We start from the raw sequence: 25,321 nt of genomic DNA on the forward strand, positions 1-25,321 counted from the left end.
CGAAACGAGGTGGCCCACAATGCCTTCCACCGTCCTTCCCGGCTTCACCCCGTGGCCACCGGACCTGGCGCGGCAGTACCGAGAGGAGGGCTGCTGGACCGGGGAGACCTTCGGCGACGTGCTGGCCGCGCGGGCGGCCGCCACCCCCGGCGCACTCGCCGTCGTCGACGACGCGCATCGCTGGACCTACGCCGAGTTCGACCGTCGCACCCGCTCGCTCGCCACCGGCCTGTCCCGGCTCGGAATCCGTTCCCGGGACCGGGTTCTCGTGCAGCTGCCCAATCGCGCCGAATTCGTCGAGGTGATCTTCGCGCTGTTCCGGCTCGGCGCGCTGCCGGTGTTCTGCCTGCCCGCGCATCGGCGCGCGGAACTGGTGCCGATCGCCGCCGCGAGCGGCGCGGTCGCGATGATCACCTGCGGCACGCATCAGTTCTTCGACTATGCGGCGCTGGCGAATTCGATTCGCGCCGAGGTCGACACCCTCCGGCACATTCTCGTCGTCGACGACGATGACGCACTGCCCGAGGGCATCCGGCACATCGGCGAATTCCGGGACGAGCCCGGCGATCTGCCCGCCCCGGACGCGGGCGACGTCGCCTTCCTGCAACTGTCCGGGGGCAGCACCGGCATACCGAAGCTCATCCCCCGCACGCACGACGACTACCTCTACAGCGTGCGGCGCAGCGCGGAGATCTGCGAACTCGACAGCGACAGCGTCTATCTGGCGGTGCTGCCCGTGGCACACAACTTTCCGATGAGTTCCCCCGGCATTCTCGGAGCGCTGTGGGCCGGCGGCACGATCGCGCTCACCCCGGATCCCACGCCGGGCGTGGCGTTCCGGGCGATCGAACGGTTCGGCGTCACCATCACGGGCCTGGTGCCGCCGCTGGCACGCCTGTGGGTGGAGCAGGCCGAGGCCGGCACCGGGCCGGACCTGTCCAGCCTGCGGGTGGTGCTGGTGGGCGGCGCGCGCTGCCCCGACGAGCTGGCGCGGCGCGTCGGCCCGGCGCTCGGGGTGACCCTGCAACAGGTGTTCGGCATGGCCGAGGGCCTGGTCTGCTACACCCGCCTGGACGATCCGCTCGACGCGGTGGTCGGCACCCAGGGCCGCCCGATGTCCGAGCTCGACCGGATCAAGGTCGTCGACGACGACGGCGCCGAGGTGCCGCCGGGAACCGACGGCAACCTGATCACGCACGGCCCGTACACGATTCGCGGGTACTACAACAATCCGGACGCCAACGCCCGCAGCTTCACCGACGACGGGTGGTACCGCACCGGCGATATCGTGCGCCTGCGGCCGGACGGCAACCTGGTGGTGCGGGGCCGGGCCGGCGACTGGGTGAACCGGGGCGGGGAGAAGGTGTCGGCCGAGGAGCTGGAGGCCCACCTGCTCGAACATCCGGCGGTGCGCGACGCGGTGATCGTCGGTACGCCCGACCCCGTTCTGGGACAGCGCATCTGCGCGTTCGTGCAACCGGCCGACCCGGAGCACAAGCTCACACTGACCACGGTCCGGGCCTTCGTCCGGGAGCGCGGCGTGGCGGCCTGGAAGATGCCGGACGCCGTGGTGGTCGTCGACCACTTCCCGGAGACCGGGGTCGGCAAGACCAGCCGCCGCGACCTGCGGCAGCACCTGGCCGAGCAGGCCGCCGGAAGCTGACCCGGCCGGTGGCGCGGCCGCGGCCGCGCCACCGGTCACGAGAGCACCTCCAGCCAGGCGCCCAGCACCGGATCCGCGGCGAGCATCGGGAAGTCGATATCGGCGTAGCCCTCCGAACGCCACTTCTGCACCAGCGACATGATGCGGACGGAGTCCAGGCCGGCGTCCAGCAGATTGGTGTCGGCGGACAGCTCGTCCGGCGGTAGCCCGAGAACCGCTGCCAGGTCATCGATCACGCGCTGCTCACCCGGCATCGCGCTCTGCTCCGCATTGCTCACTGTCATTCCTCACGATCGAAATCCGCCACGCCGTGCTTCCAGTAGCCGGCGATCAGGTAGTCCTTCGGGCCCACGCCCAGTTCGTTGCGCACCCAGCGGCGCAGCGGCCGCAGCCAACCGGCCTCACCGGCCATCCACACGTAGACCCGTTGCCCGGCAGGCACTTCCACGGTTCGGACGGCCTTCTCGAGCGCGTCCCCGGTTCCCGGTTTCGCCTCGCCGCGATGCACCCAGCGCACCCGGACGCCCGCGGGCGGATCCAGCGGGATCTCCTCGCCCGCATCCCGCACCTCGATGAACGCCCAGCCAGATGCGGTGCGCGGCAACCACTCCAGCCAGCGGGCGATCGCGGGCAGCGCGGTGATGTCGCCGGCGAACAGGTAGCGGTCGTACGTTTCGGGGACCACGACTCCCCCGGGCGGTCCCGCGATGTACATCCGGGTGCCCGGCGTGGCGGCCAGCGCCCACTCGGAGGCCAGGCCGCCGGGGTGGATCGCGAAGTCGATATCCAATTCCCGGGCCTGGGGACGGAAGTCGCGCACCGTGTACTCCCGCGACACCGGCCGCGGGTTCCCCCACTCCAGCGACAACCCGTCGCGCTCCGGCAGGCGCAGGACGCCCTCCTCGTCCGGAAAGACCAGGCGCACATGTTCGTCCGGCACGTAGCTGTGGAATCCGGACAGGTCCGGCCCGCCGAAGGTGAGGCGCAGCAGCCCGGAACCGACCGGCACGCTGCGGATCACCTCCACCTCGCACAGCCCGATCGGATAGCCGACCTTGGCGCCGTGCGCTCCGGCCAGCACCTCCGCGATGCGTTCGGCGTATGCGGCACGATCCATCAGGGCTTCTCCTCCTTTCCCAGCAGCGGTCCGGCGACGATCGCCGCCACCCCGCCGAGCACCAGCACGGCGGTCCCGTAGACGATGAGAGCGGTTGCGGGCGTGAATAGTTGACCGACCAGACCGGCCACCATCGACCCGACGGCCGTGCCGGTGACCGCCTGCACCATGAGGAGTCCGGACAGCCGGCCGCGGAACTCCTCCGGGGCCAACTGCTGTAGCACGGTGTAGCGCAGCACCATGCTCACCGCCCGGGCCACGCCGAATCCGGCCAGTCCGAGGAAGGCGACCGCGGCGTACGGCGACAGCCCGGCCACGATCACGCCGAGCGGAATGAGCGCCGACGCGAGCAGCAGGGCGCGGCCGGGCCGGCGGCTGCGGCCGATCCAGCCGCTGGTCAGCGACCCGAGCACGGCGCCGGCGCCGGGTGCGGCGTACAGGAGGCCCAGGGTGGTGCTGCCGGCACCCAGGCTGACGTCGGCGAAGGCCGGCAGCAGCACCAGCGGCCCGCTGCCCAGCATGGCGATCAGGCCGGTGAGCAGCGCTACACGAATGGCCTTGTGCCGCACCGCGAATCGCACGCCTTCGGCCAACTCGTGCAAGGGATGACCGACATCCCGTGCCGGCGGCGGCTGCGGCCCGATCGCCCGGACGAACCCGACGGTCGCGACCGTGGCGCCGGCCGCGAGGAAGAAGGCCGCGGACACACCGGTTTTCGCGATCAGCAGGCCGGCGATGGCGGGGGTGATCATGGTGCCCAGATCGGAGGTGAGCGTGGTCAGCGCGCCGGCGGCGGCCACCTTCTCCCGGCCGACCAGCAGCGGGACCAGCGCCATGAGCGCGGAGCCGCTGATACCGCCGGCCAGTCCGTCGATGACACCGGCCACATAGATCACCGGCAGCTGCGGATCCGGCAGCACCGCGTTCACGCCGAGCGTGAGAAACCCGAGACCCGCTGCGGTGCGGGACCATTGGATGACATCGCGCCGGTCGTACCGGTCCGCGATCACCCCGCCGCCCAGACTCCCGGCGAACAGGGCGACCGCGGTCACCGTGGTGACCCCGGCGACGTGCAGCGTGGATCCGCTGAGCTCGTAGACCTGGGCGGGCAGGGCCACCATGAGCAGCCCGATACCCAGCACCGACACCAGCCGGGCGGCGAACGCGCAACGGAACTCCCGGCTGGCGCGCAGCGGCGAGATGTCGACGAGCAGGCCGCCGACCGCCGTCATGTGAACCGCTCCATGATCAGGTCGAGGGTGTCCATGACGCCCCGATAGTCGGGGCGGTAGCTGGTGGCGGGAAGTTCGAAGACGTTGCCCGACTTGAACGCCGGGAGCTGGGCGTAGGCCGGATCCTGGGCCAGCTGGGCCAGACCCCGGCCGCCGTCGAGCGGCAGCACGAACACCAGCGGGGCGTCGACGATGCCGGTGAGCAGCTCCGGGCTGAACTGGATCCAGTCGGCGGCCTCGTCGTGCGCCGGATTACCGGCCTTGGCCAGTACCCGGTCGTCGGCGGTGATGCCGACCTCGGCCAGCAGCGTGGGCAGCGCGGCGTCGGGCAGGATGAGCGTGGGCTTCTGATCCCGGCGCGACTGGTAGAACGCGGCGGCGCCCGGCGGCGCCTTGATCGACGACTTCACCTTCGCGACCTTGTCCCGATAGGCGCCGATCAGGCCGTCGACGCGGTCCGGGCGCCCCACCACGTCGGCGATCAGCCGGAGCTGCGCCTGCCAGTCCACCGTCTTCGCGGGCACCAGCACGGTCGGGGCGATCGCGCTCAGCTGGTCGTAGGCGTCGATGGACTGCTGCGCGGTGAAACCCTGTCCGCCGCCGATGATCAGGTCCGGCCGCTGCGAGGCGACGAGTTCCAGGTTGATGCTCTCGCCGATCGGAAGCGCCTGAGTACCTTGCTTTTCCGCGTCCGCGGACCAGGCGGGCGGGAAGCTCCCGGTGCGGTTGGTGACGCCGAGCACCCGGGGGTCGGCGGCCGTCACCGGGACGCCGAGGTCGTAGAGGTATCCGGCCAGTGCGCCGTTGAGCACGACGATCCGCTGGGGATCGTCGGGGACCTCGACGGTTCCGCGTTCGGTCGACACCGGCCGGGTCTGCCCCGACGGCGACGCGGTGTCCGCGGAGCCGCACCCCGCTACGGCGACGAGCGTGAGAATCAACAGGGCGACGGCGGCGCGCAGCCGGGCCGGCGTTCGGTACAGCGTCATCGATGCGTGGTCTTTCTGTTCGCGTTGCGGGAGAGGGTCACCGGCGGATCGCCGGATCGGCATCGAGCAATGCCGCGACCTCCGCCCACCCGGTCGGGGAGACGATGTCGAAGTGCGAGTAGGGAAGCCGGCGGACCGTGAGCCGCGCTCCTTCGGACCGCCACCCGGCCAGCTGCGCGTCGGTGCGCTCGGGATGGGTACCGGGATCGCCGGCGTACAGCGCCATCGGACCGTCGTAGACCGGCGCGGCGGAGCGAGTGACCATCCCGAGCAATTCCGTTGCGGCCGTGCGGATGACGGCCGCCAGCTCGGGAGCGTCGCTCGGCAGTTCCGGGAGCAGTTCGTCGAGGCTGTCCGGATTCGCCAGGGTTCCGGCCGCCTGTTCGAGGAGATCGGTGACGGAGTGGGAGTCGACGAGCCCGATGTATGCGATCGACTCCCCCGCCGCCGCCAGCTGCGCGGCCACCGCATGCACGATGTTGCCGCCCAGGGAGTAGCCGAGGAGGTGGTAGGGACCGCGCGGCTGGATCCGGCGGATCGTAGCCAGGTAGTGCCGTGCCAGATCGTCGAGCGTCTCCGCGTGAAAACCGTTGTCGCTCAGGCTGGGCAGCTGCAATCCGACGATCGGCCGGTCCGCCCGCAGCAGCTGGGCCAGCGGCCCGAACTGCCAGGCCGTGCCGCCCACCGGGTGGACGCAGAACAACGGTGCCGCCGAGCCGCCGGGGCGCAGTTCCAGCACGTGATCGAGGCGGCTGCCCAGCATCGCGAGGCCGTCGCCGGCCGATTCGGATTCCTCCCCGGAGGCGGTGACCCGCGAGGCGAGCGCCCGTGCCGACGGTGCGGCGAACACGTCGTCGAGCACCGCCGACATGCCCGCGCGCCGCAGCCGGCCGATCAACCGGACCGCGGTGAGCGAATGGCCGCCGGCGGCGAAGAAGTCGTCGTCCGGTCCGAGGTCGGGTGCCGACAGCACGGCGGCCATCGCCTCGCGGACCGCGCCGAGCAGCCTCTCGTCCCCGGTATCCATCGGGATCCGAACCGGTTGCGGCTCAGCGGCTTCCGGTTCGGCTGCCGGCGCGGGCAGCGCCTTGCGGTCGATCTTCTCGCTGACCGTCCGGGGAATCTCGTCGAGCACGACGAAGGCGGCGGGAATCATGTACGCGGGCAGGGCCGCCCGCAGTTGCGACCGGACCGCCTCGGTGTCGAGTCCGGTTCCGGACCGGGCGATGAGGTAGGCGACCAGGCGCTGATCGCCGACGGTGTCCTCGCGCAGGAGGACGACCGCTTGCGCCACGCCGTCGCAGGTCAGCAGCGCCGCCTCGATCTCACCCAGTTCGATGCGCTGGCCGCGCAGCTTCACCTGGCTGTCGCTGCGGCCGACGTACTCCAGTTCGCCGTCCGCCGTCCACTTCACGAGATCGCCGGTGCGGTACATGCGTTCGCCGCCGCCCTGCGGATCGGCGACGAACGCGCCCGACGTCAGGCCGGGCCGCGCCAGATAGCCGCGGGCCAGCTGCACGCCCGTGAGGTACAGATCGCCCACGGTCCCGGCGGGTACCGGGCGCAGCCGTTCGTCGAGGACGCGGACCCCGGAGCTGTGCGCGGGGATGCCGATCGACACGGTCACGGTGTCGGCGTCCGTGGCCGCGTGGTAGGTGATGCACACCGCGGCCTCGGTGGGCCCGTACAGGTTGTTCACCCGAGTTCCCGTCAGCGCCCGCATCCGGCGCGCGGTGGCCGGGGGCAGCGGTTCGCCGCCGGTGAAGACGCACCGCAGAGCGGTGCATCCGGTCAGATCGGCCTCCTCGGCGAGGACCGTGAGCATCGACGTCGTCATCTGGATCGCCGTCACCCGCTCGTCGCGCAGGAGCCGCGCCTGGTAATAGGGGTCGCGGTGCCCGTCCCGGCGGGTCAGCACGATCCGGGCGCCGACGTGCAGCGGCAGGTACAACTCCAGCAGCGAGGCGTCGAAGGTCGGCGGGGTGCGGTACAGCACCGTGTCGCCGGGACCGAACTCCTCGCGGCGTTGCAACCAGTCGAAGGTGTTGACGATCGAGGCGTGGCTGACGCTCACGCCCTTCGGCACACCCGTGGAGCCGGAGGTGAACAGCAGGTAGGCGGCGTTGTCCGGGCGCAGCGGCGCGATTCGTTCGGCGTCCGTGATCGCGGTATCGGCAAGTCCGCGGGTATCCAGCTCGTCCACGGCGAAGACCGGTGCGCGCTCGGTACCGAACCCGTCCTCGGCTGTGGTGAGAACCAGTGCGGGGGCGGCGGTTTCGAGGATCAGGTCGATGCGCTGGGCGGGTTGTTCGATATCCACCGGCAGGTAGACGCCGCCGGACCGGGCGATCGCGTGGGCCGCGACGACGGAGTCGATGCCGCGATGCATGGCGACGGTCACCACCGTCTCGGGGCCGACTCCCCGCGAGATCAACCAGCGGGCAAGACGATTGGCGCGGGACTCGAACTCCCGGTAACCGACGGTGATGTCACCGAGCGTGACGGCCGGCGCGTCGGGATCGATCGCCGTGCCCCACGTCGCGAGGGTGTCGCCGCGGGTTTCGCAGGGCGTGGTCGCGTGCGTCACGGCCGCGGCGGTGGCGCCGGGATCGGCCGCCAGGGCGGTGAGTACGGCGCCCAGGTGTTCGGTCAGCCGCACGGCCGTGGCGTCCGGGACCGCCGCCGGGTCGTGGTGCAGCATCAGGACGAACGGCTCTCCGGGCCGGGCGGTCACGGTGATCGGGAAGTGGGTCAGGCTGTCGACCGCCACGTCGGCCACCCGCAGGGCGTGCGTATCCGGTTGCCGCAGGGCCGATTTCGGGAAGTTCTCGTAGACGACCAGGGTGTCGAAGAGCCGGCCGAGCGCCGAACCCCGCTCGACGGTCGCCAGGTCCAGATGGCCGTGGTTCTGCATCTCGAACGACCGCCGCTGGAACTCGGCGAGCTGGTCGGGCAGCGTGCGGTGCGGATCCAGGTGCAGGCGAACCGGAATCGTATTGCTGAACAAGCCGACGGCCCGCTCCACATCGGGCAGGTCCGCCGGGCGGCCGGAGACGACCGTGCCGAAAACCACGTCGGGGTGGCCCAGATGGTCGGCCAGCACCAGCGACCACGCGCCCTGGATCAGGGTGCTCATCGTCAGGCCGTGCGCGCGGCCGAGTTCCTCCAGCGCCGGAATCACGGTGTCCGGCAACGGCACATCCAGCCGCACCGACCGCGACCGCTGCCCGGCGTGGCCGACCAGCGTCGGGGCGGCCAGTCCCCCGAGATAGTCGCGCCAGCGGGCCGCCGTCGCCTCGGCGTCTCCGTCGGCCAGCCAGGCCAGATAGTCCCCGTAATAGGCCGGGCCGGGCAGTTCCTCGTCCCGGTACAGCGCGAGCGTCTCCCGCACCATGATCGGCACGGACCAGCCGTCGGCGAGGAGATGGTGCGCGATCAGGACGAGCCGCTGGGAATCATCGGACACCCGAATCAGCAAGGCGCGCAACAGCGGTGGTTCGGCGATATCGAACGGTTCGGCGGCCGCGCTCGCCTCGGCCGCGGCCACGGCGCGCTCGACCTCGCCGGGTGGCAGCGCCCGCAGGTCCGCCACCCGCCAGAATAATCGGGGCGCGCGCGGGAGCACCTGCACCGGCTCGTCGAACAGGTCATAGCAGAACGCGGCGTTCAGATTCGGGTGCCGGGACAGCATCCGCTCGAACGCCGCCGCCAGCCGGTCCGGATCCGCGCTGCCGCGCAAGGCGAAACGCGCGGTCATGGTGTAGATGTCGTGGTCCCCGTCGCGCAGCGCGTGGAACAGCAGCCCCTCCTGTAGCGGCGACAGCGGGAGCACGTCGGCGATCGGGCCGTATCGCGCGGTCAGCCGGTCGACGGCCGCCTGCGGAAGGGCCGACGACGGCCGGCGGCGGGCGGGTTCGGGCCCGGCGGCACGCTCGGCGACAGGCGTTGCGTGAGCGGCGAGTTCGCCCAGTCCGCGCCGGGTCAGCAGCTCCTGCGGCGACAGGATCAGGCCGCGCTCGCGCAGCCTGCTGCTGACGGTGACCGCCGTGATGCTGTCGCCGCCGACGCCGAAGAAGTCGTCGTCGACGCCGACCGCCGGATGCCCGACGGCAGCCGCCACCACCTCGCAGACCGTGCGTTCGGCCGGGGTGGACGGCTCCCGGCCGCCGGTCTCCGACGACGGCTCGGGCAGTGCCGCGCGATCCAGTTTCCCGTTCACCGTGTGCGGCAGCTCGCCGACGACGACGAGGCGCGACGGCACCATGTGGTCGGGCACGAGATCCACCAGCCGCGAACGCAATTCGACCGCGCCGGGGGCGGTGTCGCGGACCGGCACGACATATCCGACGAGGGTGGGCCGCCCGGCGATCTCGCGGATGTCGGCCGCCGCGGCGCGCACCTGCGGCAGCCCGCCGAGGGCCGCCTCCACCTCGCTCAGCTCCACGCGGTGGCCGCGGATCTTCACCTGATTGTCGGCCCGGCCCAGGTATTCGTAGCCGCGCCCGGGCATCCAGCGCGCCCGGTCGCCGGTGCGGTACATGCGCGCGCCCGCAGGCCCGAACGGATCGGGAACGAACCGTTCGGCCGTCGCACCGCCGCGACCCCGATAGCCGCGCGCGACCTGCGGCCCCGCCAGGTACAGCTCGCCGATCCGGTCGTCGGCGACCGGTTGTAATCCGTTGTCCAACAGGTAGACCCGAGTTCCGGGCAGCGGCAGGCCGATGGCCGGAGCGTCGCCCCGCACCGGCGCGCGGATCGCGTCGACGGTGAGCTCGGTCGGGCCGTACAGGTTGACGGCCGCGATCCCGGCCCGCTGGATCTCCTGCCACAGGCCGGGTGCGCAGGCATCGCCGCCGAGCGCGAGCAACCGCGGCGCGGTATCGGCCAGCCCGTGCTCGAGCAGCGCCGCGACCAGCGCGGGCGTGCCGTCCACCACATCGATGCGGTCCCGCGCGAACGCCGCCACCAAGGCCGCCGGATCGCGCCGGATATCGGTGTCGTACACGTGCACCCGATGCCCGTCGAGCAGCCACAGCAGCGGATCGAGCGAGGCGTCGAAGGCGAACGAGGTCGTGTGGGCGATCCGCAGCCGCCGATCACCGGCCGCGGTCTCCGCGTACATCCCGGACCGGTGGGTGGTGAGCAGATGTGCCAGCGCCGCGTGGTCGATCAGCACGCCCTTGGGGCGGCCCGTCGAGCCCGAGGTGTAGATCAGATACGCGCCGTGCTCCGGGAGAATTTCACCGAATTCGTCTGCGCTGCCAGGATTTTCCGGATACTCGTCCAGCTCTGCCCGGAACTCCGGAGCGGCGGTGTCGACCGCCTCGGCACCGAGTTCGGCGGCGAGCGCACCGGCGCTGAGCACGAGCGCCGGCGCGGCGTCATCGATCGTCGCGCGCAGCCGCGGCACCGGATGTTCCGGATCCAAGGGCAGATACACGCCACCGGCCCGCCAGACCGCGAACAGCGCGACCACGAAATCCACCGAACGCGGCAGCGCCACACCGACGATCGCCTCCGGCCCCACCGCGTGGGCGCGCAGATAGCGCGCGAGGCGGTGCACCCGGCGGACGAATTCGGCCGCCGTGCACTGTGCGTCGCCGACGCTCAGGACGATCGCGCCGGGCTGTTCGGCCGTCAGCCGGGCCAGCGCGTCCGTAACCGGTTCGGCCGCCGCATTTCTCGACGGGACCGACCGCTCCGACAGCAGCCGGGTGCGGGTGTCGCCGTCCAGCAGTTCGAGCGAGCCGACGGACGGCTTCTCGCTGCCGGTGAATGCCTCCAGCACCCGCACCAGCCCGTCCAGGTCGCGCCGCACGTTCTCGGGATCGTTGATCCGCGCGTCCGGTTCGAAGCCGAGCAGCACCGAGTCGTCCGGCAGCGGCGTCACCGTCAGGCCGAGATCCTCCGGCGGCCCGCCGGCCACATTGCGCAGCACGCCGCGCGCCCCGTCGAAGTCCAGTGCGAAGTCGAAGACCTTGAGGTTGATGCCGACGCCGTGCAGCAGTTCGCCGACGCCCGCGCCGTGGAAGTCCCGGGCCAGATCGTCACCGCTGTAGCGCTGATGCGCCCGGATCTCCCGCATGGCCTCGGCCACCCGGGGCCCGAGTTCGCCCAGCCGGTCGTCGGCCCGCACGGCCAGCCGCAGCGGCAGCACGTTCACCACCATGGCCGGGGTGGTCAGCGCGGCCCGGCCGACGCGGCCCATCAGCAGCATGGACATCACGACATCGGAGGTGCCGAGCCGACGGCTCAGGAACGCGGCGTAGCAGGCGACGAATACGTCGGTCCAGTTCAGGCCGTATCGGTCGGCGCATTCGCGCAGCCGGGCGAAGCCGGTCGCGCTCAACACCGCCTCGGTGCGGAGGGTGCGCTCCACCGCCCCGCCGACGTGCCCGCCGCGACCGTCCAGATCCGGCCACGGCGTGAGCTGCTCCCGCCAGAACTCCCGGTCCCGTTCGAACTGTTCGCCCGCGCGATATTCCTGCTCCTCCCGCACCAGCCCGGCGATGGTGCCGAAAGTCCGCTTGGCCACGGCCTTTTCGCGGCGCATGGCGGTGTAGTGGGCGGCGACCCGGCGCGACAGCAGCGCCGCGCTGTATCCGTCGACGATCAGGTGGTGGTACAGCTGCACGCACCACACCTCGCTGTCCGAGAGCCGGATCAGCGTGTAGTTGTACAGCTGCCGGTCGACCATGCCGCGGCAGTGTTCGGCGGCGCGGTGACGTTCCAGCGCCACCGCCTCGTGTGCCAGGGCCGTCGGGTCGGCGGCCGCGCGCAGATCGATCGTCGGACGCAGCACCGCCGCGCCGTCAGTGACGAATTGCCGTGGCCCCTCCGGCGTTTCCCGGAACCGCAGGCGCATGTTCTCGGCCTCGGCCACGGTGCGCCGGATCGCCTCCGCCAGCAGATCGATATCGATCGCCGAGTCGCCGGAGATCTCCAGCACCTCGCCCACCAGATACCGGCCGGATTCGGGATCGAAACGCTGGGCGTTCCAGATACCCAGCTGCGGTCCGGTCAGCGGCAAACCGGAATCGGTGTCCGCCGAGTCCACCTCCTGCCCGACTGGCAACACGGCAACTCCCTTCACCATCAACGACATTCGGCCCGGCGGTCCCGGCCCGCTCCGACCGGAGACGGGCAGGGGACCACCGAGACGCCCCGACCGGCGGGGTCTGCGGGGCCCGCGGGGGCCGAACATCGCCGTCGCTCGAGGCCCGCCCGAAACTCCGAGGTTCCAGTTCGACGTCCCCGGGCGGGCCGAAAACTAGGTTAGCCTAACTTAAGTCCAAATGGTACTAATTGTTCGATTAATCCCATTACTTGTCGGTGGGCGCCTTCGCGGCCACCGGAATGACCAGCGGCGCACCGGTTTCGGGATCGTCGATGATGCGGCAGTCGAGCGAGAAGACCTCGCGCACCAGTTCGGCCGTGACGATCCGCCGCGGCGCCCCGGCCGCGACCACCCGGCCGTCCTTCATCGCGACGAGGTGGTCGGCATAGCGGAAGGCGTGGTTCAGGTCGTGCAGGACGGCGACCACGGTGCGGCCGGAATCCCGGTTCAGGGTGCGGCACAGGTCCAGCAGCTGGATCTGGTGAGCGATGTCCAGGTAGGTGGTGGGCTCGTCGAGCAGCACGATCGGGGTTCCCTGCGCGAGAACCATGGCGATCCAGACGCGTTGGCGCTGTCCGCCGGACAACTCGTCCACCGGCCGCGCCGACAGTTCCGTCACACCCGTGGCGGCCAGCGCGTCGGCCACGGCCCGCTCATCGTCGCGGGACCACTGCCGCAGCATCGACTGATGCGGATAGCGGCCGCGCGCCACCAGATCGCCGACCCGGATCCCGTCCGGCGCGAGGGAGGTCTGCGGCAGCAGCCCGATCCGGCGCGCCACCTCCTTGGCCCGGTACTCCGTGATCGCCTTGCCGTCCAGCACCACCGCACCGGATTCCGGCATCAGCAGGCGCGAAAGAGCGCGCAGCAGAGTGGATTTGCCGCACGCGTTCGGACCGATGACGATGGTGAACTCCCCGTCGGGAATCTCCACCGACAGCTGATCGCTGATCGTCCGGCCGCGGTAGCCGAGCCGGACCCGATCCGCGTGCAGCCGAGGCCGATTCGCGGTGTCGGGTGCCGATTCGGCACGGGTACCGGGTTTTTCGTGCATCGTCGCTTCCTTCAGTTCCGTCTGGCCTCGGCCACCAGCAGATACGCCAGATAGAGCCCGCCGATCGACACGGTGACGATGCCGACGGGCAGCACGGTGGGCGCGAAGGCGCGCTGGGCGATCCAGTCGCAGGTGACCAGCAGCAGCGCGCCCATGGCGGCGGCGGGAAGCAGGGCGGTCGAGGGGGTGCGGGCCAGCCGGCGCCCCAATTGCGGTGCGGCCAGGGCGACGAACGCGATCGGCCCGGCGACGGCGGTGGCCACCGCGGTGAGCGCGACGCTCAGCACGACCAGCAGCAGCCGGGCCCGGCCGACCCGCAGGCCCAGCGCACTCGCGGTGTCGTCGCCCAGATCCAGGATCCGCAGCCGGGACGACGCCGGGAACAGGGCGATCGCGAGCACGGCCAGCAGGATCAGCGCGGGCGCGACCTGCGACCACGACAACCCGTCCAGCGAGCCCGCGCCCCAGGCGGCGGCCGACATCGCCGCGTCCAGATCGGCGCGCATGACCAGCCAGGTGTTGACCGAGGCCAGCATGGCGCTGATCCCGATGCCGACGATGATCAGCCGGTACCCCGTCACGTTCTGCCGAAAGGCCAAGAGCTGGATGACGAGTGCGGTGCCGAGGCCGCCGATCAGCGCGCCGGCGGCGGTCTGCACGTGGCCGCCGCCCAGGATCAGGATGACGATCAGCGCCCCGGTGTAGGCGCCGGTGTTGAAGCCGACGATATCGGGGCTGCCCAGCGGATTCCGGGTCACCGACTGCAGGATCGCGCCGCTGGCGCCGAGCGCGGCGCCCAGCGCCAGGGCCAGCACCACGCGCGGAAATCGCCACTCCCACACCACAAGACGATCGAACCGCTGATCCCCGACGAACAGCGCGCGCAGCACGCGGTCCGGCGCGATCGGGTAGTCGCCGGTGCCGAGCGCCAGGACGGCCACGGCCAGCGCCGCCACCAGCAGCACCGCGCTCACCACCGCCGCGCGCAGACCCACCCGGGCGGTGCGGCCGCGGAACCGCAGCACCAGCACCGGGCGGCCGAAATCGACCCCGGGCGTCACGACGCACCCACCCGTGCCCGGCGCGCAAGCAGAATCAGCGCGGGGGCGCCGAGGAAGGCCGTCACCAGGCCCGCCGGAATCTCGTCGGGCCGGATCAGGATGCGCCCCAGCACATCCGACCCGAGCACCAGAATCGGCGCCAGCAGCATCGAGTACGCGACGATCCAGCGCTGGTCGGGTCCGACGAGCCGGCGGGCGATATGCGGCACCGCCAGGCCGACGAAGGTGATCGGCCCGACCGCGGCGGTCGCGGTGCCGCACAGCAGGGTCAGCGCCACCGCCGTGAGCAGCCGGGTGCGGCCGACGTGCACACCGAGCGCGTGGGCCAGATCGTCACCGAGCGCCATGGTGTTGAGCGAGCGGGACACGATCACGGCGGCGATCACGCCGACCACGATGAGCGGCGCCGCGCCGAGCACGATGTCGTAGCCGCGTCCGGTCAGCGATCCCGAGTCCCACTGCCGCATCTCGTCGAAGGCGGTGGCGTTCAACAGGATCAGGCCCTTGGTGACGCCGGACAGCACCGCCGTGACGGCGACACCGGCCAGCGTGAGCCGGACCGGGTCGGCGCCCTGCCGGCCGGCGGTGCCCAATCGGTAGACCGCCAGCGAGACCACCGCGGCGCCGGCCAGTCCGAACCACACGTACGACGTGATGTCGGTGAGGCCGAAGAACGCGACGGCCAGCGTGATGGCGAAGGCCGCGCCGGCGTTGATCCCGAGCAGCCCGGGGTCTGCCAGAGGGTTGCGGGTGAGCCCCTGCATCAGGCATCCGGCGACACCGAGGGCGATTCCGGCGAGCAGACCGAGCAGGGTTCGCGGCACTCGATAGCCGGTGACGATCAGATGGTCGGGAGCGCTGTCACTGCCCCACAGGGTCGTCCAGACTTCGGTGACCGGAATGGACTTGGCACCCACGAGGAGGCTGAGCAGGCCCGCCACCACCAGGACGACGATCGATAATACCCATCCCGACCAGCGCCTATTCCGCTCCTGAGGGCTGTACATCGGCTCGTTCTCCCCGACTCGACACTGCGCGGAACGAGGATCAACCCGGTTCCATCATGATCAAATTAGCTAAGCCTCACCTATCTCTTGCGGCCTTAGGCTTGCCTACTCTACAGTCCGGTTTGCCAGATTCGCAGCCGATGCACAGTCAACGCTCAGGTGACACTCAGCAGACGCCGTGGCGGCGCCGGGAAATTCCCGGCTACCGAGGACGCGCCGTATTCCCTTACCCCACAACGCACTCGACCCGAACGCGACGTCGGGTTATCGGCGCACGTCCAGATGAGGGAACGAAGAAAGGTCCACCCCGTGAAACTCACCAAAATCGCCCTGCCGGTCGTGGCCGTGAGCACCGCGCTCGGCCTCACTGCCGGAGTGAGCAGCGCTGCACCTTCCCCGAATTCATCCGATGAAAACGTGATCAATTACACCGCCACGCCGACGGCCGAGAACACCGTCATCGGCACCGATTCGGGCTCGATGGTGGTCGAGGACGGGGTCTTCAAGATCAAGTCCGCCGGCGGGAACACCGTGGCGGGCACCGAATTGAACTTCCGGGTGGACGATTTCGTCTTCCCGATCGCCGCGGACATCTCCGGCCACACCGCCACGCTCACACCGCAGTTCGATATGGCGCACGCCCAGTACAAGCCGGTCGCGCTGCCGTTCGAGGACGGCGCCGACTGGGATTCGCCGTACGAACGCGAGAAGGATGCCTGGAGCCGGATGACGGCCACCATCGCCCTGGGCGCCAGCATCGGCACCCTGGTCGGCGGCATCGGCGGCGGCGCCATCGGCTGTGTGCTCGGCGGCATCGCCGGCGCCACCGTCGCATCCGCCACCCTCGTCGGACTGTTCGGCCCGTTCATCCCGGCCGCCGCGGTCGGCTGCCTCGGCGGCATCGTCGCCATCGGAGCGCTGGGCACGCTGGCCGGTCAGATCCTGGTGACCGCCCCGGTCGCGATCCTCGCCGCCGCGCAGTACTTCACCACGATCAACGAGCCGTTCCCGGCGCCTGCGCCCAAGGAAGAGAAGTAATCCGTTACGGCACAAAGTCTTCCGGCGGCTTCCGGCTCCCCGTTCGGGGAGCCGGGGCCTTCGGCGCGCGCGGCTGGGAGGCCCGGTACGCGCTGATGTCGAAGGTCGCGTTGCGCTGCCGGAACGAGGTGGCGCTGTCCGGCCACAGCAGCGTCACCCGGCCGGTCCGCTCGTCGCGATACCAGCTGAGGCAGCCGCCCTGCGTCCATACCGTGTCGCGGGCCAGCTCATCGATGTCGCGCATGGAGGACTGCACCGCCTCGGGCGTGACCTCCAGGACGTCGTCGGTGCTGCGCGCGAGGTGATCGAGCGCGCCGAGCACGTAGTCGATCTGCGTCTCGATGACATAGATCGCCGAATTGTGGCCCAGTGCCGCATTCGGGCCGTCCAGCACGTACATGTTCGGGAAGCCGTCCACGGTCGTGGTGGCGTGCGCGACCATGCCGTCGCTCCAGCGCTCGGCGAGCGGCAGCGCGCCGCGGCCCTCGATGCGCTTGGCGATCGAGGGCCGGGTCGCGTTGAAGCCGGTGGCGAAGATGAGCACCTCGACGTCGTAGGCGTTGCCGCTCGCGGCGATCGCCGTGCCGTCCTGCACGCGGGCCAGCGCGGTCGGCTCCAGCCGGACGTGCTCGCGCTGCAACGCGGAATAGTAGTCGTCGGAGAAAAGGATTCGCTTGCAACCGATTTCGTAGTCGGGGGTCAGTTGCTCGCGCAGCCGCACGTCACCCACCTGCGCCGCCAGGTAGTCCAGCGCCCGCTGGCGCAGCAGATCGATCTCGGGGTGCTGCCGCTTCCGGGCGGCGATGCTGCGCTCGGCCTCCGCGAACAGTTCGTCCCGCAGCTCGGTGATGGCCTGCGGATCGTCGGAGAAGCGCAACAGCTCGTCGCGGGTGTAGAGGCGGTCGCCGCGGGGCAGCACGTAGGGCGCCGAACGCTGGAAGACGGCGAGTTCGGCGGCCTCCCCCGCCAGCCGCGGCAGGATCTGGATGGCCGAGGCGCCGGTGCCGACCAGGCCCACGCGCTTGCCGACGAGCGAGACCTTCGGATTCCAGCGGGCCGAATGCCATTGCCTACCGGCGAATTCCGCCAGATTGGCGACGGGCGGAATCTTCGGTTCGGTCAGCCGGCCGGTGGCCACGATCAGAGTGGCGGCCGAGATCTCGCCGCGCGTCGTCCGGACGTGCCACCGTGCGTCGGCCTCGCTCCAGCGCGCCTGCTCCAGCGCGCAGTTCAGCAGCAGGCGGGACGCCAGCCCCTCCTCCCGGACGCAGGAGCGCAGGTATTCGTGGATCTCGGCGCCCTCGGCGAAGACCCGGGGCCACTGCGGATTCGGCCGGAACGAGAACGAATACAGATGCGCCGGAATATCACACGCCACACCGGGATAGCGGTTGTCGCGCCAGGTGCCGCCCACGTCGTCGGCCTGCTCGATGATCAGGAAGGATTCGTGCCCGCGGCGCGCGAGCTGAATGCCCATGCCCAGCCCGGCGAAGCCGGCGCCGACGATCAGGACATCCACGCGCACCGTATCCCCCTGCGGGAGAACGGCTTCAGACATGGCCGTACCGGGTCGTCCGTTGGCGCGCCGGCCGGTTCAGCCGCTGCGCGATCCGCTCCACGTCGTCGGCGGTGAGCGTGCGCCCGGCCTCGACACCGGCATCGGGCGCGAGGCGGCCGTCGAGCAGCAGTCCGCCGAGATCGTTGGCGCCACCGGCCAGTAGCCCGGCCGCCGCCTCCGGACCGAACTTCGGCCACGCGGCCTGGATGTTCTCGATGCGCCCGTGCAGCAGCAGCCGCGCGACGGCGTGCAGTGCGCGGGTCTGCCGCCAGGACGGGCCGGGCCCCGCGTCGGCGCGGATCGGCGGTGCGCCCGGGACGTACGGCATCGCGATGAACTCGCTGAAACCGCCGGTGCGGTCCTGGATTTCGGCGAGCAGCCGCAGATGGGCGACCTGCTGCGCGGGCGTCTCCAAGTGGCCGTAGACGATCGTCGAGGTCGAGAACAGGCCGATGCCGTGCGCGGTCTCGATCACCTGCACCCAGCGACTCACCGGCAGGTCAGGGCCGCCCCGCAGCCGGGCACGCACCTCGTCGTCGAGGATGCGCGCGCCCGTGCCGGGGACCGATCCCAGCCCGGCGTCCACGGCCGCGCCCAGGAAGAGGTCCAGCGGCATGCCGTGCCGGGCGGCGCCGTCGAGCAGTTCCTCGGGCCGGAAGGCATGCAGGTGAACCGGTGCCGCCGCGGTGACGGCGGCGATCAGGGCCAGATAGTCGTCGTCGCTGTCGGGGGGTAGCGGGCCCTGCATGCAGATCTCGGTCGCACCCAGCTCGTATGCCTCGGCCACCAGGGCGGCGAGCCGCTCCCGCGCCGCACCGGCGCCGCAGACCGCGTCGGGATCCAGGTTCCGGTTCACGACGTAGGTCACGGCATCGCCGGCCGCCTGCCGCCGCAGCGCATCGGCCAGCCGGCAGAGCTCCTCGAGTTCGGGGCCGTCGGCCCCCAGCAACGTTATGTATCCCTCGTCCGGCAGCGAGGCCGGGGCCGGCCCCGCCTCGGCGAGCCACTCCCGCACCCGACCGGCGTCGGGCAGATCGACTTCGGCGAGCGCACCATCCACCGGACCCACCATACCGACCGGTGCGCGAGCCGAACCGCCCCAGTTCCGGGCGCCCGGGAGCGGGGCTCAGGACGGATCGGCGAGCTCGGCCTCGCCGGGCGTCGACGGCAGTTCGGCGTGGTAGCCGCACCCGGCGTGACCCAGGTGCGGCCGACCGGCGCGTCCGGTTACGGCTTGCGGCCTACCGCCGCGTAACCCGGGACCTTCGCGTCCATGGACTTCGGCGGGTCGATCGGGGCCCGCCAGCGGTGGATCGGCACGACTCCGGGCTCGAGCAGTTCCATGCCGTCGAAGAAGCGGGCGATCTCGTCCCGGTTGCGGGGATGGCAGTAGAGTCCGCGTTCCTCGTACACCTTGACCGTCGCCGCGATCCCCTCCGGGTCGAAGTCGGCGGTCAGATGGCTCATGGCCACATACGAACCCGAGGGCAGCGCGTTCACCAGGGTCGCGGTGACCTCGTAGGCGCCGGGGACGAAGTGCAACAGGCCGATCAGCGACAGGGCGATCGGCTCGGTGAAATCCAGGGTCTCGCGGGCGGCGTCGAGGATCTCCTGCGGCTCGGTCGCGTCGGCGTGGATGTAGTCGGTGCGGCCCTCGGGAGTACCGACCATGAGGGCCCGGGCATGCGCGAGCACCATCGGGTCGTTGTCCACGTACACGATTCGCGCATCCGGGGCCTGCTCCTGGGCGACCTGATGCAGGTTCGGCTCGGTCGGGATGCCGGTGCCGATGTCGAGGAACTGGCGCACGCCGATCTCGCCGGCGAGGTGGCGCGTCGCGCGGTGGATGAAACCGCGGTTCTCCTGCGCCGCGAGCCGCACCTCGGGCAGCGCCTGCAACACCTTCTCGGCGGCCTCGGCATCGGCCTGGTAGTGATCCTTGCCGCCGAGGTAGTAGTCGTACATGCGCGCGATGTGCGGCTCGTGCGGATTCAGGTCGGTCGTCCGATCCATAACGATCAATTTACAAGATCTACAACAGTTTTCCGTACCAGGACGTCCGTACAACGCTATCGCGGCGAATACGCCGGGACTATTCGATCAGCTTCTCGCTCTTCAACCAGTCGTAGGCCACGTCGGAGGGATCCTCGCCGTCGATGTCGACGCGGCCGTTGAGATCCTGCATCAGGTCGTCGGTCAGGTGTTCGGAGATCGTGCCGATCAGCTCCCGCAGCCGCGGGTACCGATCGATGATCTCGGCGCGCACGACCGCGGTGCCGCTGTAGGGCAGGAAGAATTTCCTGTCGTCGTCGAGGACGACCAGCTTCAGATTCTTGACCCGGCCGTCGGTGGTGTAGATCATCCCGAAATTGCACGGGGAACCCTTGGCCGTCGCCGTGTAGACCACGCCCGCGTCCATTCGCGTGACATTCCCGGCCGGCACGCCGTTCGGAGCGTTGTAGGGGATCCCGTACTTCTCCAGCATCGGAATGAAACCGTCGGAGCGACTGAAGAATTCGTCGTCGACGCAGAACGTCCGATCGGCGACCGGAAGCGCGGCCACATCCGACAGCGACTTCACCTTCAGCCGTTCGGCGGTCGGTGTGGAGGCGCCGAACGCGTAGGTGTCGTTGAAGTTGGCCGGCGGCAACCACTCCAGGTTGTGGTCGCGCTTCTCCACGTCGTGCACGCGCTGCCAGAGTTCGTGCGGATCGGCGATGGTCTCGGTCTGCTCGTGGTAGTTGACCCACCCGGTGCCGGTGTACTCCCAGAGGATGTCGGCATCGCCGTTCAACTGGGCCTGGCGCGACGACGCGGAACCCGGCGCTCCGGTCATGTCCCGGACGTCGGCGCCCGCCGCGGCCAGGTAGGTCGCGGTGATCTTGCCCAGCAGCACGCCCTCGGTGAAGCTCTTCGAGGTGACAACCAGTTTCGCGCCGTCCAGCGGCTTCGCGCCGCCCGGCAGGTTCGCCTCCTGAAACGTCCCCGACGAACTCACCAGACCGCATCCGGTGAGCATCGACATCGTCACCGCGAGCGCGGACAGCGCGGTGACCAATCGGGTTCGGGACCGGCTCATGAGATACCTCGCGGGGTCGCGGCCAGTTCGACGAGCCTGCCGAGCCAGTCGATGATCAGCGCCAGCAGTCCGACGAGGATGGCGCCGGAGATCAGCAGCTTGGGCAGGAACAGGGTGACGCCGGTGGTGATCAGGGTGCCGAGGCTGGTCGCGCCGATGAAGGTGCTCAGCGTCGCGGTGCCGACCAGGATGACCAGCGCGGTGCGCACACCGTTGAGGATCACCGGCACGGCCAGCGGCAGCTCCACCTGCACCAGCGTCCGGGTGCCCGAGAAGCCGATGCCGCGCGACGCCTCGATCGTGCGCTGATCCACCTGCCGCAGCCCGACGATCGTGTTCTGCAGGATCGGCAGCACGGCGTAGACGACCAGACCGACGATCGCCGTGCGGAATCCGGTGCCCAGCCAGAAGGTGAACAGGACCAGCAGGCCGACGGCGGGCGCGGCCTGACCGATATTGGCGATATTGACCGCGATCGGCTCGAACCGCTTCAGCCCCGGCCGGGTCAGCGCGATGCCCAGCGGAATCGCGACGATCACCACGATCAGCGTGGCCAGCACGGTCAGCTTGATGTGCTCGAGGATCGTGGTCTGCAAGTTGTCCCAGCCCAGGGACGCCTTCTCCGTCGTGGTCAGGGTCGTCGAGCGGTACCAGATCACGTATCCGATGCCGAGGACGAGGATGACCAGCGGTTCGAACCAGACGTCCAGCGGCAGGCGGCGCAGCCGATTCATGACTGCCCGGCCGATCCGCGTTCCTCGCCGCCGGCGACCGCCGGGGACTCGTCACCGGCGGCGACCACCGGGGACTCGTCACCGGCAGCGACCACCGGGGACTCGTCACCGGCAGCGACCACCGAGGGCTCGTCACCGGCGGCGACCACCGGGGGCTCGTCATCGGCGGCGACCACGGGGGTCGGTGCCGGATCGGATCCGTCCACGTACGTCTCGTACGACAGATCCGCCTCCTCGGGCCGCGCGTCGGCGAGCTTGGTCTGAATCAGATCCGTCACCGCGCCGATGCTGAGCGAGCCGATCACCGCGCCGCGGCCGTCGGTGACCAGCGTCGCCCCCTGACTGGCCGCCAACATGGCGTCGAGCGCGTCGTTGAGAGTCGAGGAGCGTGCCACGACGGGCAGCCGCCGATCGAGATAGTCGGAGACCTCCGGTTTGGTCCCCAGTTCCTCGATCGTGGGCCAGGACCGCGGCCGCCCGGCCTGGTCGACGACGACCACCCAGGTGTGCCCGGCGGCCTGCGCGCGGTCGATCACCCCCTGCGCCGGCTCGCCGACCCGGGCCGTGACCACCTTGTCGTGCTCGACATCCTTCACCCGCGACACGGTCAGATACGCCAGCTTCGCGCCGGATCCGACGAACTCCTCCACGAACGGCGTCGCCGGATCGGTGAGAATCTCCTCCGGGCGCGCGTACTGCTCGACGTGGCCGCCCTCGGACAGGATGAGCACCTTGTCGCCGAGCTTGGTGGCCTCCTCGAAGTCGTGCGTGACGATCACGATGGTCTTGCCGAGTTCCTGCTGGATCGCAATGAGACTGTCCTGCAAGCGAACCCGGGTGATCGGGTCGACGGCGCCGAACGGCTCGTCCATCAGCAGGACCGGCGGGTCCGCCGCCAGCGCCCGCGCCACGCCGACGCGCTGCTGCTGTCCGCCGGACATGTCCTTGGGCAGCCGGTCGGCGAACGTGCCGGAGTCGAGGCCGACCAGGTCGAGCAGGTACTCGGTGCGCTCGGCGATGCGCTGCTTGTCCCAGCCCAGCACCCGCGGGATCGCGCCGACGTTCTTGGCGACCGTCCAGTGCGGGAACAGGCCGCCGGACTGGATGACGTACCCGATCGACTGCCGCAGCTTGTCGGGGTCCTCCTTGGTGACGTCGCGCCCGCCGATGAAGATGCGGCCCTCGGTCGGCTCGATCAGCCGGTTGATCATCTTGAGCGTGGTCGTCTTCCCGCAGCCGGACGGGCCGACGAACGCGACGATCTCGCCCGCCTCGATCTCCAGGTCGAGGCGTTCGACCGCCGGCTTCTCCTGTCCCCGATAGCGTTTGACGACCGCGTCCAGCGTGATGGACGCACCGGTCACCTCGCGCTCCGGTGCGGGTTGCGGTGTCGCATCAGCAGCACGCTGCGGTGTCGCATCAGCAGCACGCTGCGGTGTCACATCAGTCATGACGAAAGTCCCTTTGCGATCGTGAGGCGTCCGAGCAGGACAAGGAGCGCGTCGAACACCAACGCGACGATGACGATGAGGATCGTGCCGGTCAGGGCCATCTCCAGGGCGTTCGCGCCGCCGAGCCGGGACAGCCCGTTGAAGATCAGCGAGCCGAGCCCCGGGCCGAGCACGTAGGCGACGATGGCGGCGACGCCGACGATCATCTGGGTGGACACCCGGATTCCGGTCAGGATCACCGGCCAGGCGATCGGCAGCTCGACGGTCAGCAGGATGCGCCAGCGCGAGAAGCCGATGCCCCGTGCGGATTCGACGACCGTGGCCGGCACCGACCGCAGGCCCACGATCGCATTGCCGATCACCGGGAGCGCCGCGAAGAACGCCAGCATGACGAACGACGGGACCACGCCCAGCCCGAACGGAACGAGCAGCAGCGCCAGCAGCGCCAGCGTGGGGATCGTGAGCGCGATCCGGCTCGTGGTCAGCGAGAACGCCGACAACGCCGGAATCCGATAGACCGCCATCGCGAGGAGAACCGCGACGACGGTCCCGACCAGGACCGTCTGAAACGCCAGGGAGGCATGCTGATACATGAGAAACGCCAGGGTGCCGCCCCGTCCCTGGACGTAGCTCCATAGATTCACGGGATTCCCCTCGTCAGCGCAACCGGACGGTTTCTGGCTGCGCGCGGTCGCCGAACTCGCGAATCCGCCCAGCGTATGCGATGCCGCGCCTCCGGTTCCGGAACACGCTAGCGGGCGATTCGCCCGACCGCATGGCTTGCGGCGGATTTCGTTCACCGCTCGGTGAGGTGCGGTTGTCAAACGCGATGTTGATCACGCCCGCAACTCACCGGCGTTCTGTTCCGTCGCGCCCAGCGCATCGGGAGCCGATGGTTCACCGCCGACGACCCGCCCGGCACATTCGCTAGGAGCACCACGAGTCACCGTCGAATCACCTGCGGCACAAACACTTCGGGATCTCCGCCGACGGTCGGCACCGGGCCGCCCGCAGCAGTGCGGATCGCGCCGACCACAGCCGGGCCGCCCACACCACCCGCAGCCCGGTCGATCATGCCGCTCGCGGCGGCGCCGACATGCCACCGACGGCCGTACCGGCTGTGCGCATCGGCGGCGGTACCGAAGTCTCCGCCCGCGACAGTCCCAACGATGCCGCCCGCGGCCGCAGGGATCATGCCCCCCGCGGCTGTGGTGATCATGCCGCTCGTCGCAGGGTGCCGGTCGCGTAGGACTCGGCGTTGCCGGCGATCACGGTGCTCGGCGTGCCGTCCACGCCGACGGGAATGTCACCGGCCAGAGTGATGCGGGTCAGCTTGCGGTGTTCGCGGCCGTCGTAGTCGTCGACGGCGTAGTGCTGGGTGGCGCGGTTGTCCCACATGGCGACGTCACCGAGGGACCAATCCCAGCGGGTGGTGTGCTCGAGGCGGGTGACCCGGTCCTGGAACAGCCGGAACAGGGCGTGCGACTCGGTGCCGGGCAGGCCGACGATCCGCTGCACGAAACCGCCCAGCAGCAGGGCGCGTTCGCCGGTCTCCGGGTGCACCTCGACCACCGGGTGCTCGGCCTCGAAGTAGGTGGATTCGAATTCGCGACGGTATTCCGTGGAACCCTCGTCCGGGCGGTCCTCGGCGGTGGCGGCGTAGTCGTACTGGTTGTTGTGCCGCGCCCGCAGGCTCTCGGCCAGCCGCTTCAGCGGCTCCGGCAGCGAGTTGTAGGCGGCGACGGTGGAGGCCCAGGTGGTCGAGCCGCCGTAGCTGGGCAGCGTGACCGCGCGCAGGATCGAGGCCCTCGGGACGCGGTCGACGAAGGTGACGTCGGTGTGCCAGCTGTTGGAACGACCGTGGCGGGAGTCGATGGCCAGGCTCTTCGCGCCCGCCGAGGTGACGGTCGGATGCGGCGACGTGGGAGTGCCGAGCAGTTCGGCGAATTCGTACTGTCCGTCCTCGGTCAGGTGGTGCTGATCGCGGAAGAAGATCACCTTGTGCTCGTTGAGCGCCGCGCGGATGGTCGCGACGGTCGCCGGGTCCAGGTCACCGCCCAGCCGGACCCCGGTGATCTGCGCGCCGATGTGAGCACCCAACTTGGCCACCCGCACGGTTGTTCCGGTGGCGGCCGCGTGGTCGACGGACATACCAGGACCCTTTCGCTCGAACATGATGATCGGGTCAGAGGAAACCACCCGGGTTCCGTCGAAGCCACCA

General features: G+C 70.4%; 19 protein-coding genes. 2 read left to right on the forward strand and 17 right to left on the reverse strand.

The features are described from left to right. Positions 1-19 precede the first annotated feature (19 nt). The gene (locus tag D892_RS0107275) at positions 20-1,663 is read left to right on the forward strand and encodes a (2,3-dihydroxybenzoyl)adenylate synthase (RefSeq protein WP_024800609.1); all 1,644 of its coding nucleotides are present in this window, start codon (positions 20-22) and stop codon (positions 1,661-1,663) included. Between the two features lie 35 nt (positions 1,664-1,698). Here the strand turns inward: D892_RS0107275 and D892_RS0107280 are convergent, their stop codons facing one another. From D892_RS0107280 to D892_RS0107315, 8 genes are all read right to left on the reverse strand, one after another. Then, positions 1,699-1,947 carry a phosphopantetheine-binding protein gene (locus D892_RS0107280; protein ID WP_369801736.1) on the reverse strand — a complete coding sequence of 83 codons (249 nt, stop codon included), beginning with the start codon at positions 1,945-1,947 and terminating at the stop codon, positions 1,699-1,701. Then, on the reverse strand, positions 1,944-2,780 hold the full coding sequence (locus D892_RS0107285) for a siderophore-interacting protein (RefSeq protein ID WP_024800611.1): 837 nt from the start codon (positions 2,778-2,780) through the stop codon (positions 1,944-1,946). Before D892_RS0107285 ends, D892_RS0107280 begins: the two co-directional genes overlap by 4 nt. Further along, positions 2,780-4,012 (reverse strand): enterobactin transporter EntS, encoded by a 1,233-nt coding sequence (gene entS, locus D892_RS0107290; protein WP_024800612.1) that lies wholly within the window; start codon positions 4,010-4,012, stop codon positions 2,780-2,782. The genes D892_RS0107285 and entS overlap by 1 nt, the downstream gene beginning before the upstream one ends. Then, complete coding sequence (locus tag D892_RS0107295; protein WP_024800613.1) at positions 4,009-5,001, reverse strand: ABC transporter substrate-binding protein; 993 nt, start codon at positions 4,999-5,001, stop codon at positions 4,009-4,011. Before D892_RS0107295 ends, entS begins: the two co-directional genes overlap by 4 nt. Before the next feature lie 37 nt (positions 5,002-5,038). After that, entirely contained in the window at positions 5,039-12,079 is a 7,041-nt protein-coding gene (locus tag D892_RS0107300) for a non-ribosomal peptide synthetase (RefSeq protein WP_198036854.1), read from the reverse strand. Between the two features lie 244 nt (positions 12,080-12,323). Continuing rightward, positions 12,324-13,172, reverse strand: a complete 849-nt coding sequence (locus tag D892_RS0107305) for an ABC transporter ATP-binding protein (RefSeq protein WP_024800615.1) — start codon at positions 13,170-13,172, stop codon at positions 12,324-12,326. An 11-nt stretch (positions 13,173-13,183) separates the two neighbouring features. Next, the gene (locus D892_RS0107310; protein WP_024800616.1) at positions 13,184-14,233 is read right to left on the reverse strand and encodes an iron chelate uptake ABC transporter family permease subunit; all 1,050 of its coding nucleotides are present in this window, start codon (positions 14,231-14,233) and stop codon (positions 13,184-13,186) included. After that, positions 14,230-15,240 carry an iron ABC transporter permease gene (locus tag D892_RS0107315; protein ID WP_024800617.1) on the reverse strand — a complete coding sequence of 337 codons (1,011 nt, stop codon included), beginning with the start codon at positions 15,238-15,240 and terminating at the stop codon, positions 14,230-14,232. The genes D892_RS0107310 and D892_RS0107315 overlap by 4 nt, the downstream gene beginning before the upstream one ends. Before the next feature lie 309 nt (positions 15,241-15,549). On the opposite strand from D892_RS0107315, the gene D892_RS0107320 reads away from it, so the two are divergent. Next, complete coding sequence (locus tag D892_RS0107320) at positions 15,550-16,278, forward strand: hypothetical protein (protein WP_024800618.1); 729 nt, start codon at positions 15,550-15,552, stop codon at positions 16,276-16,278. Between the two features lie 4 nt (positions 16,279-16,282). Here the strand turns inward: D892_RS0107320 and D892_RS0107325 are convergent, their stop codons facing one another. From D892_RS0107325 to D892_RS0107365, 9 genes are all read right to left on the reverse strand, one after another. Next, positions 16,283-17,836 (reverse strand): NAD(P)/FAD-dependent oxidoreductase, encoded by a 1,554-nt coding sequence (locus D892_RS0107325; RefSeq protein ID WP_024800619.1) that lies wholly within the window; start codon positions 17,834-17,836, stop codon positions 16,283-16,285. After that, on the reverse strand, positions 17,829-18,896 hold the full coding sequence (locus D892_RS0107330; RefSeq protein ID WP_198036855.1) for an FO synthase: 1,068 nt from the start codon (positions 18,894-18,896) through the stop codon (positions 17,829-17,831). The genes D892_RS0107325 and D892_RS0107330 overlap by 8 nt, the downstream gene beginning before the upstream one ends. A 167-nt stretch (positions 18,897-19,063) precedes the next feature. Continuing rightward, complete coding sequence (locus tag D892_RS0107335) at positions 19,064-19,849, reverse strand: SAM-dependent methyltransferase (protein ID WP_024800621.1); 786 nt, start codon at positions 19,847-19,849, stop codon at positions 19,064-19,066. A 79-nt stretch (positions 19,850-19,928) separates the two neighbouring features. Beyond that, entirely contained in the window at positions 19,929-20,915 is a 987-nt protein-coding gene (locus D892_RS0107340) for a glycine betaine ABC transporter substrate-binding protein (RefSeq protein ID WP_024800622.1), read from the reverse strand. Further along, complete coding sequence (locus tag D892_RS0107345; protein ID WP_024800623.1) at positions 20,912-21,649, reverse strand: ABC transporter permease; 738 nt, start codon at positions 21,647-21,649, stop codon at positions 20,912-20,914. Before D892_RS0107345 ends, D892_RS0107340 begins: the two co-directional genes overlap by 4 nt. Next, positions 21,646-23,100 carry an ABC transporter ATP-binding protein gene (locus tag D892_RS0107350; RefSeq protein ID WP_024800624.1) on the reverse strand — a complete coding sequence of 485 codons (1,455 nt, stop codon included), beginning with the start codon at positions 23,098-23,100 and terminating at the stop codon, positions 21,646-21,648. The genes D892_RS0107345 and D892_RS0107350 overlap by 4 nt, the downstream gene beginning before the upstream one ends. Next, positions 23,097-23,744, reverse strand: a complete 648-nt coding sequence (locus D892_RS0107355; protein WP_024800625.1) for an ABC transporter permease — start codon at positions 23,742-23,744, stop codon at positions 23,097-23,099. Before D892_RS0107355 ends, D892_RS0107350 begins: the two co-directional genes overlap by 4 nt. A gap of 299 nt (positions 23,745-24,043) precedes the next feature. Beyond that, positions 24,044-24,319, reverse strand: coding sequence for a hypothetical protein (locus D892_RS0107360; protein WP_024800626.1), 276 nt, complete (start codon positions 24,317-24,319; stop codon positions 24,044-24,046). After that, positions 24,316-25,251: a TauD/TfdA family dioxygenase gene (locus tag D892_RS0107365; RefSeq protein WP_024800627.1), complete on the reverse strand. Its 936-nt coding sequence runs from the start codon at positions 25,249-25,251 to the stop codon at positions 24,316-24,318. Before D892_RS0107365 ends, D892_RS0107360 begins: the two co-directional genes overlap by 4 nt. Positions 25,252-25,321 lie beyond the last annotated feature (70 nt).

The sequence above is a fragment of the Nocardia sp. BMG51109 genome (assembly GCF_000526215.1).
Taxonomy (GTDB): Bacteria; Actinomycetota; Actinomycetes; order Mycobacteriales; family Mycobacteriaceae; genus Nocardia.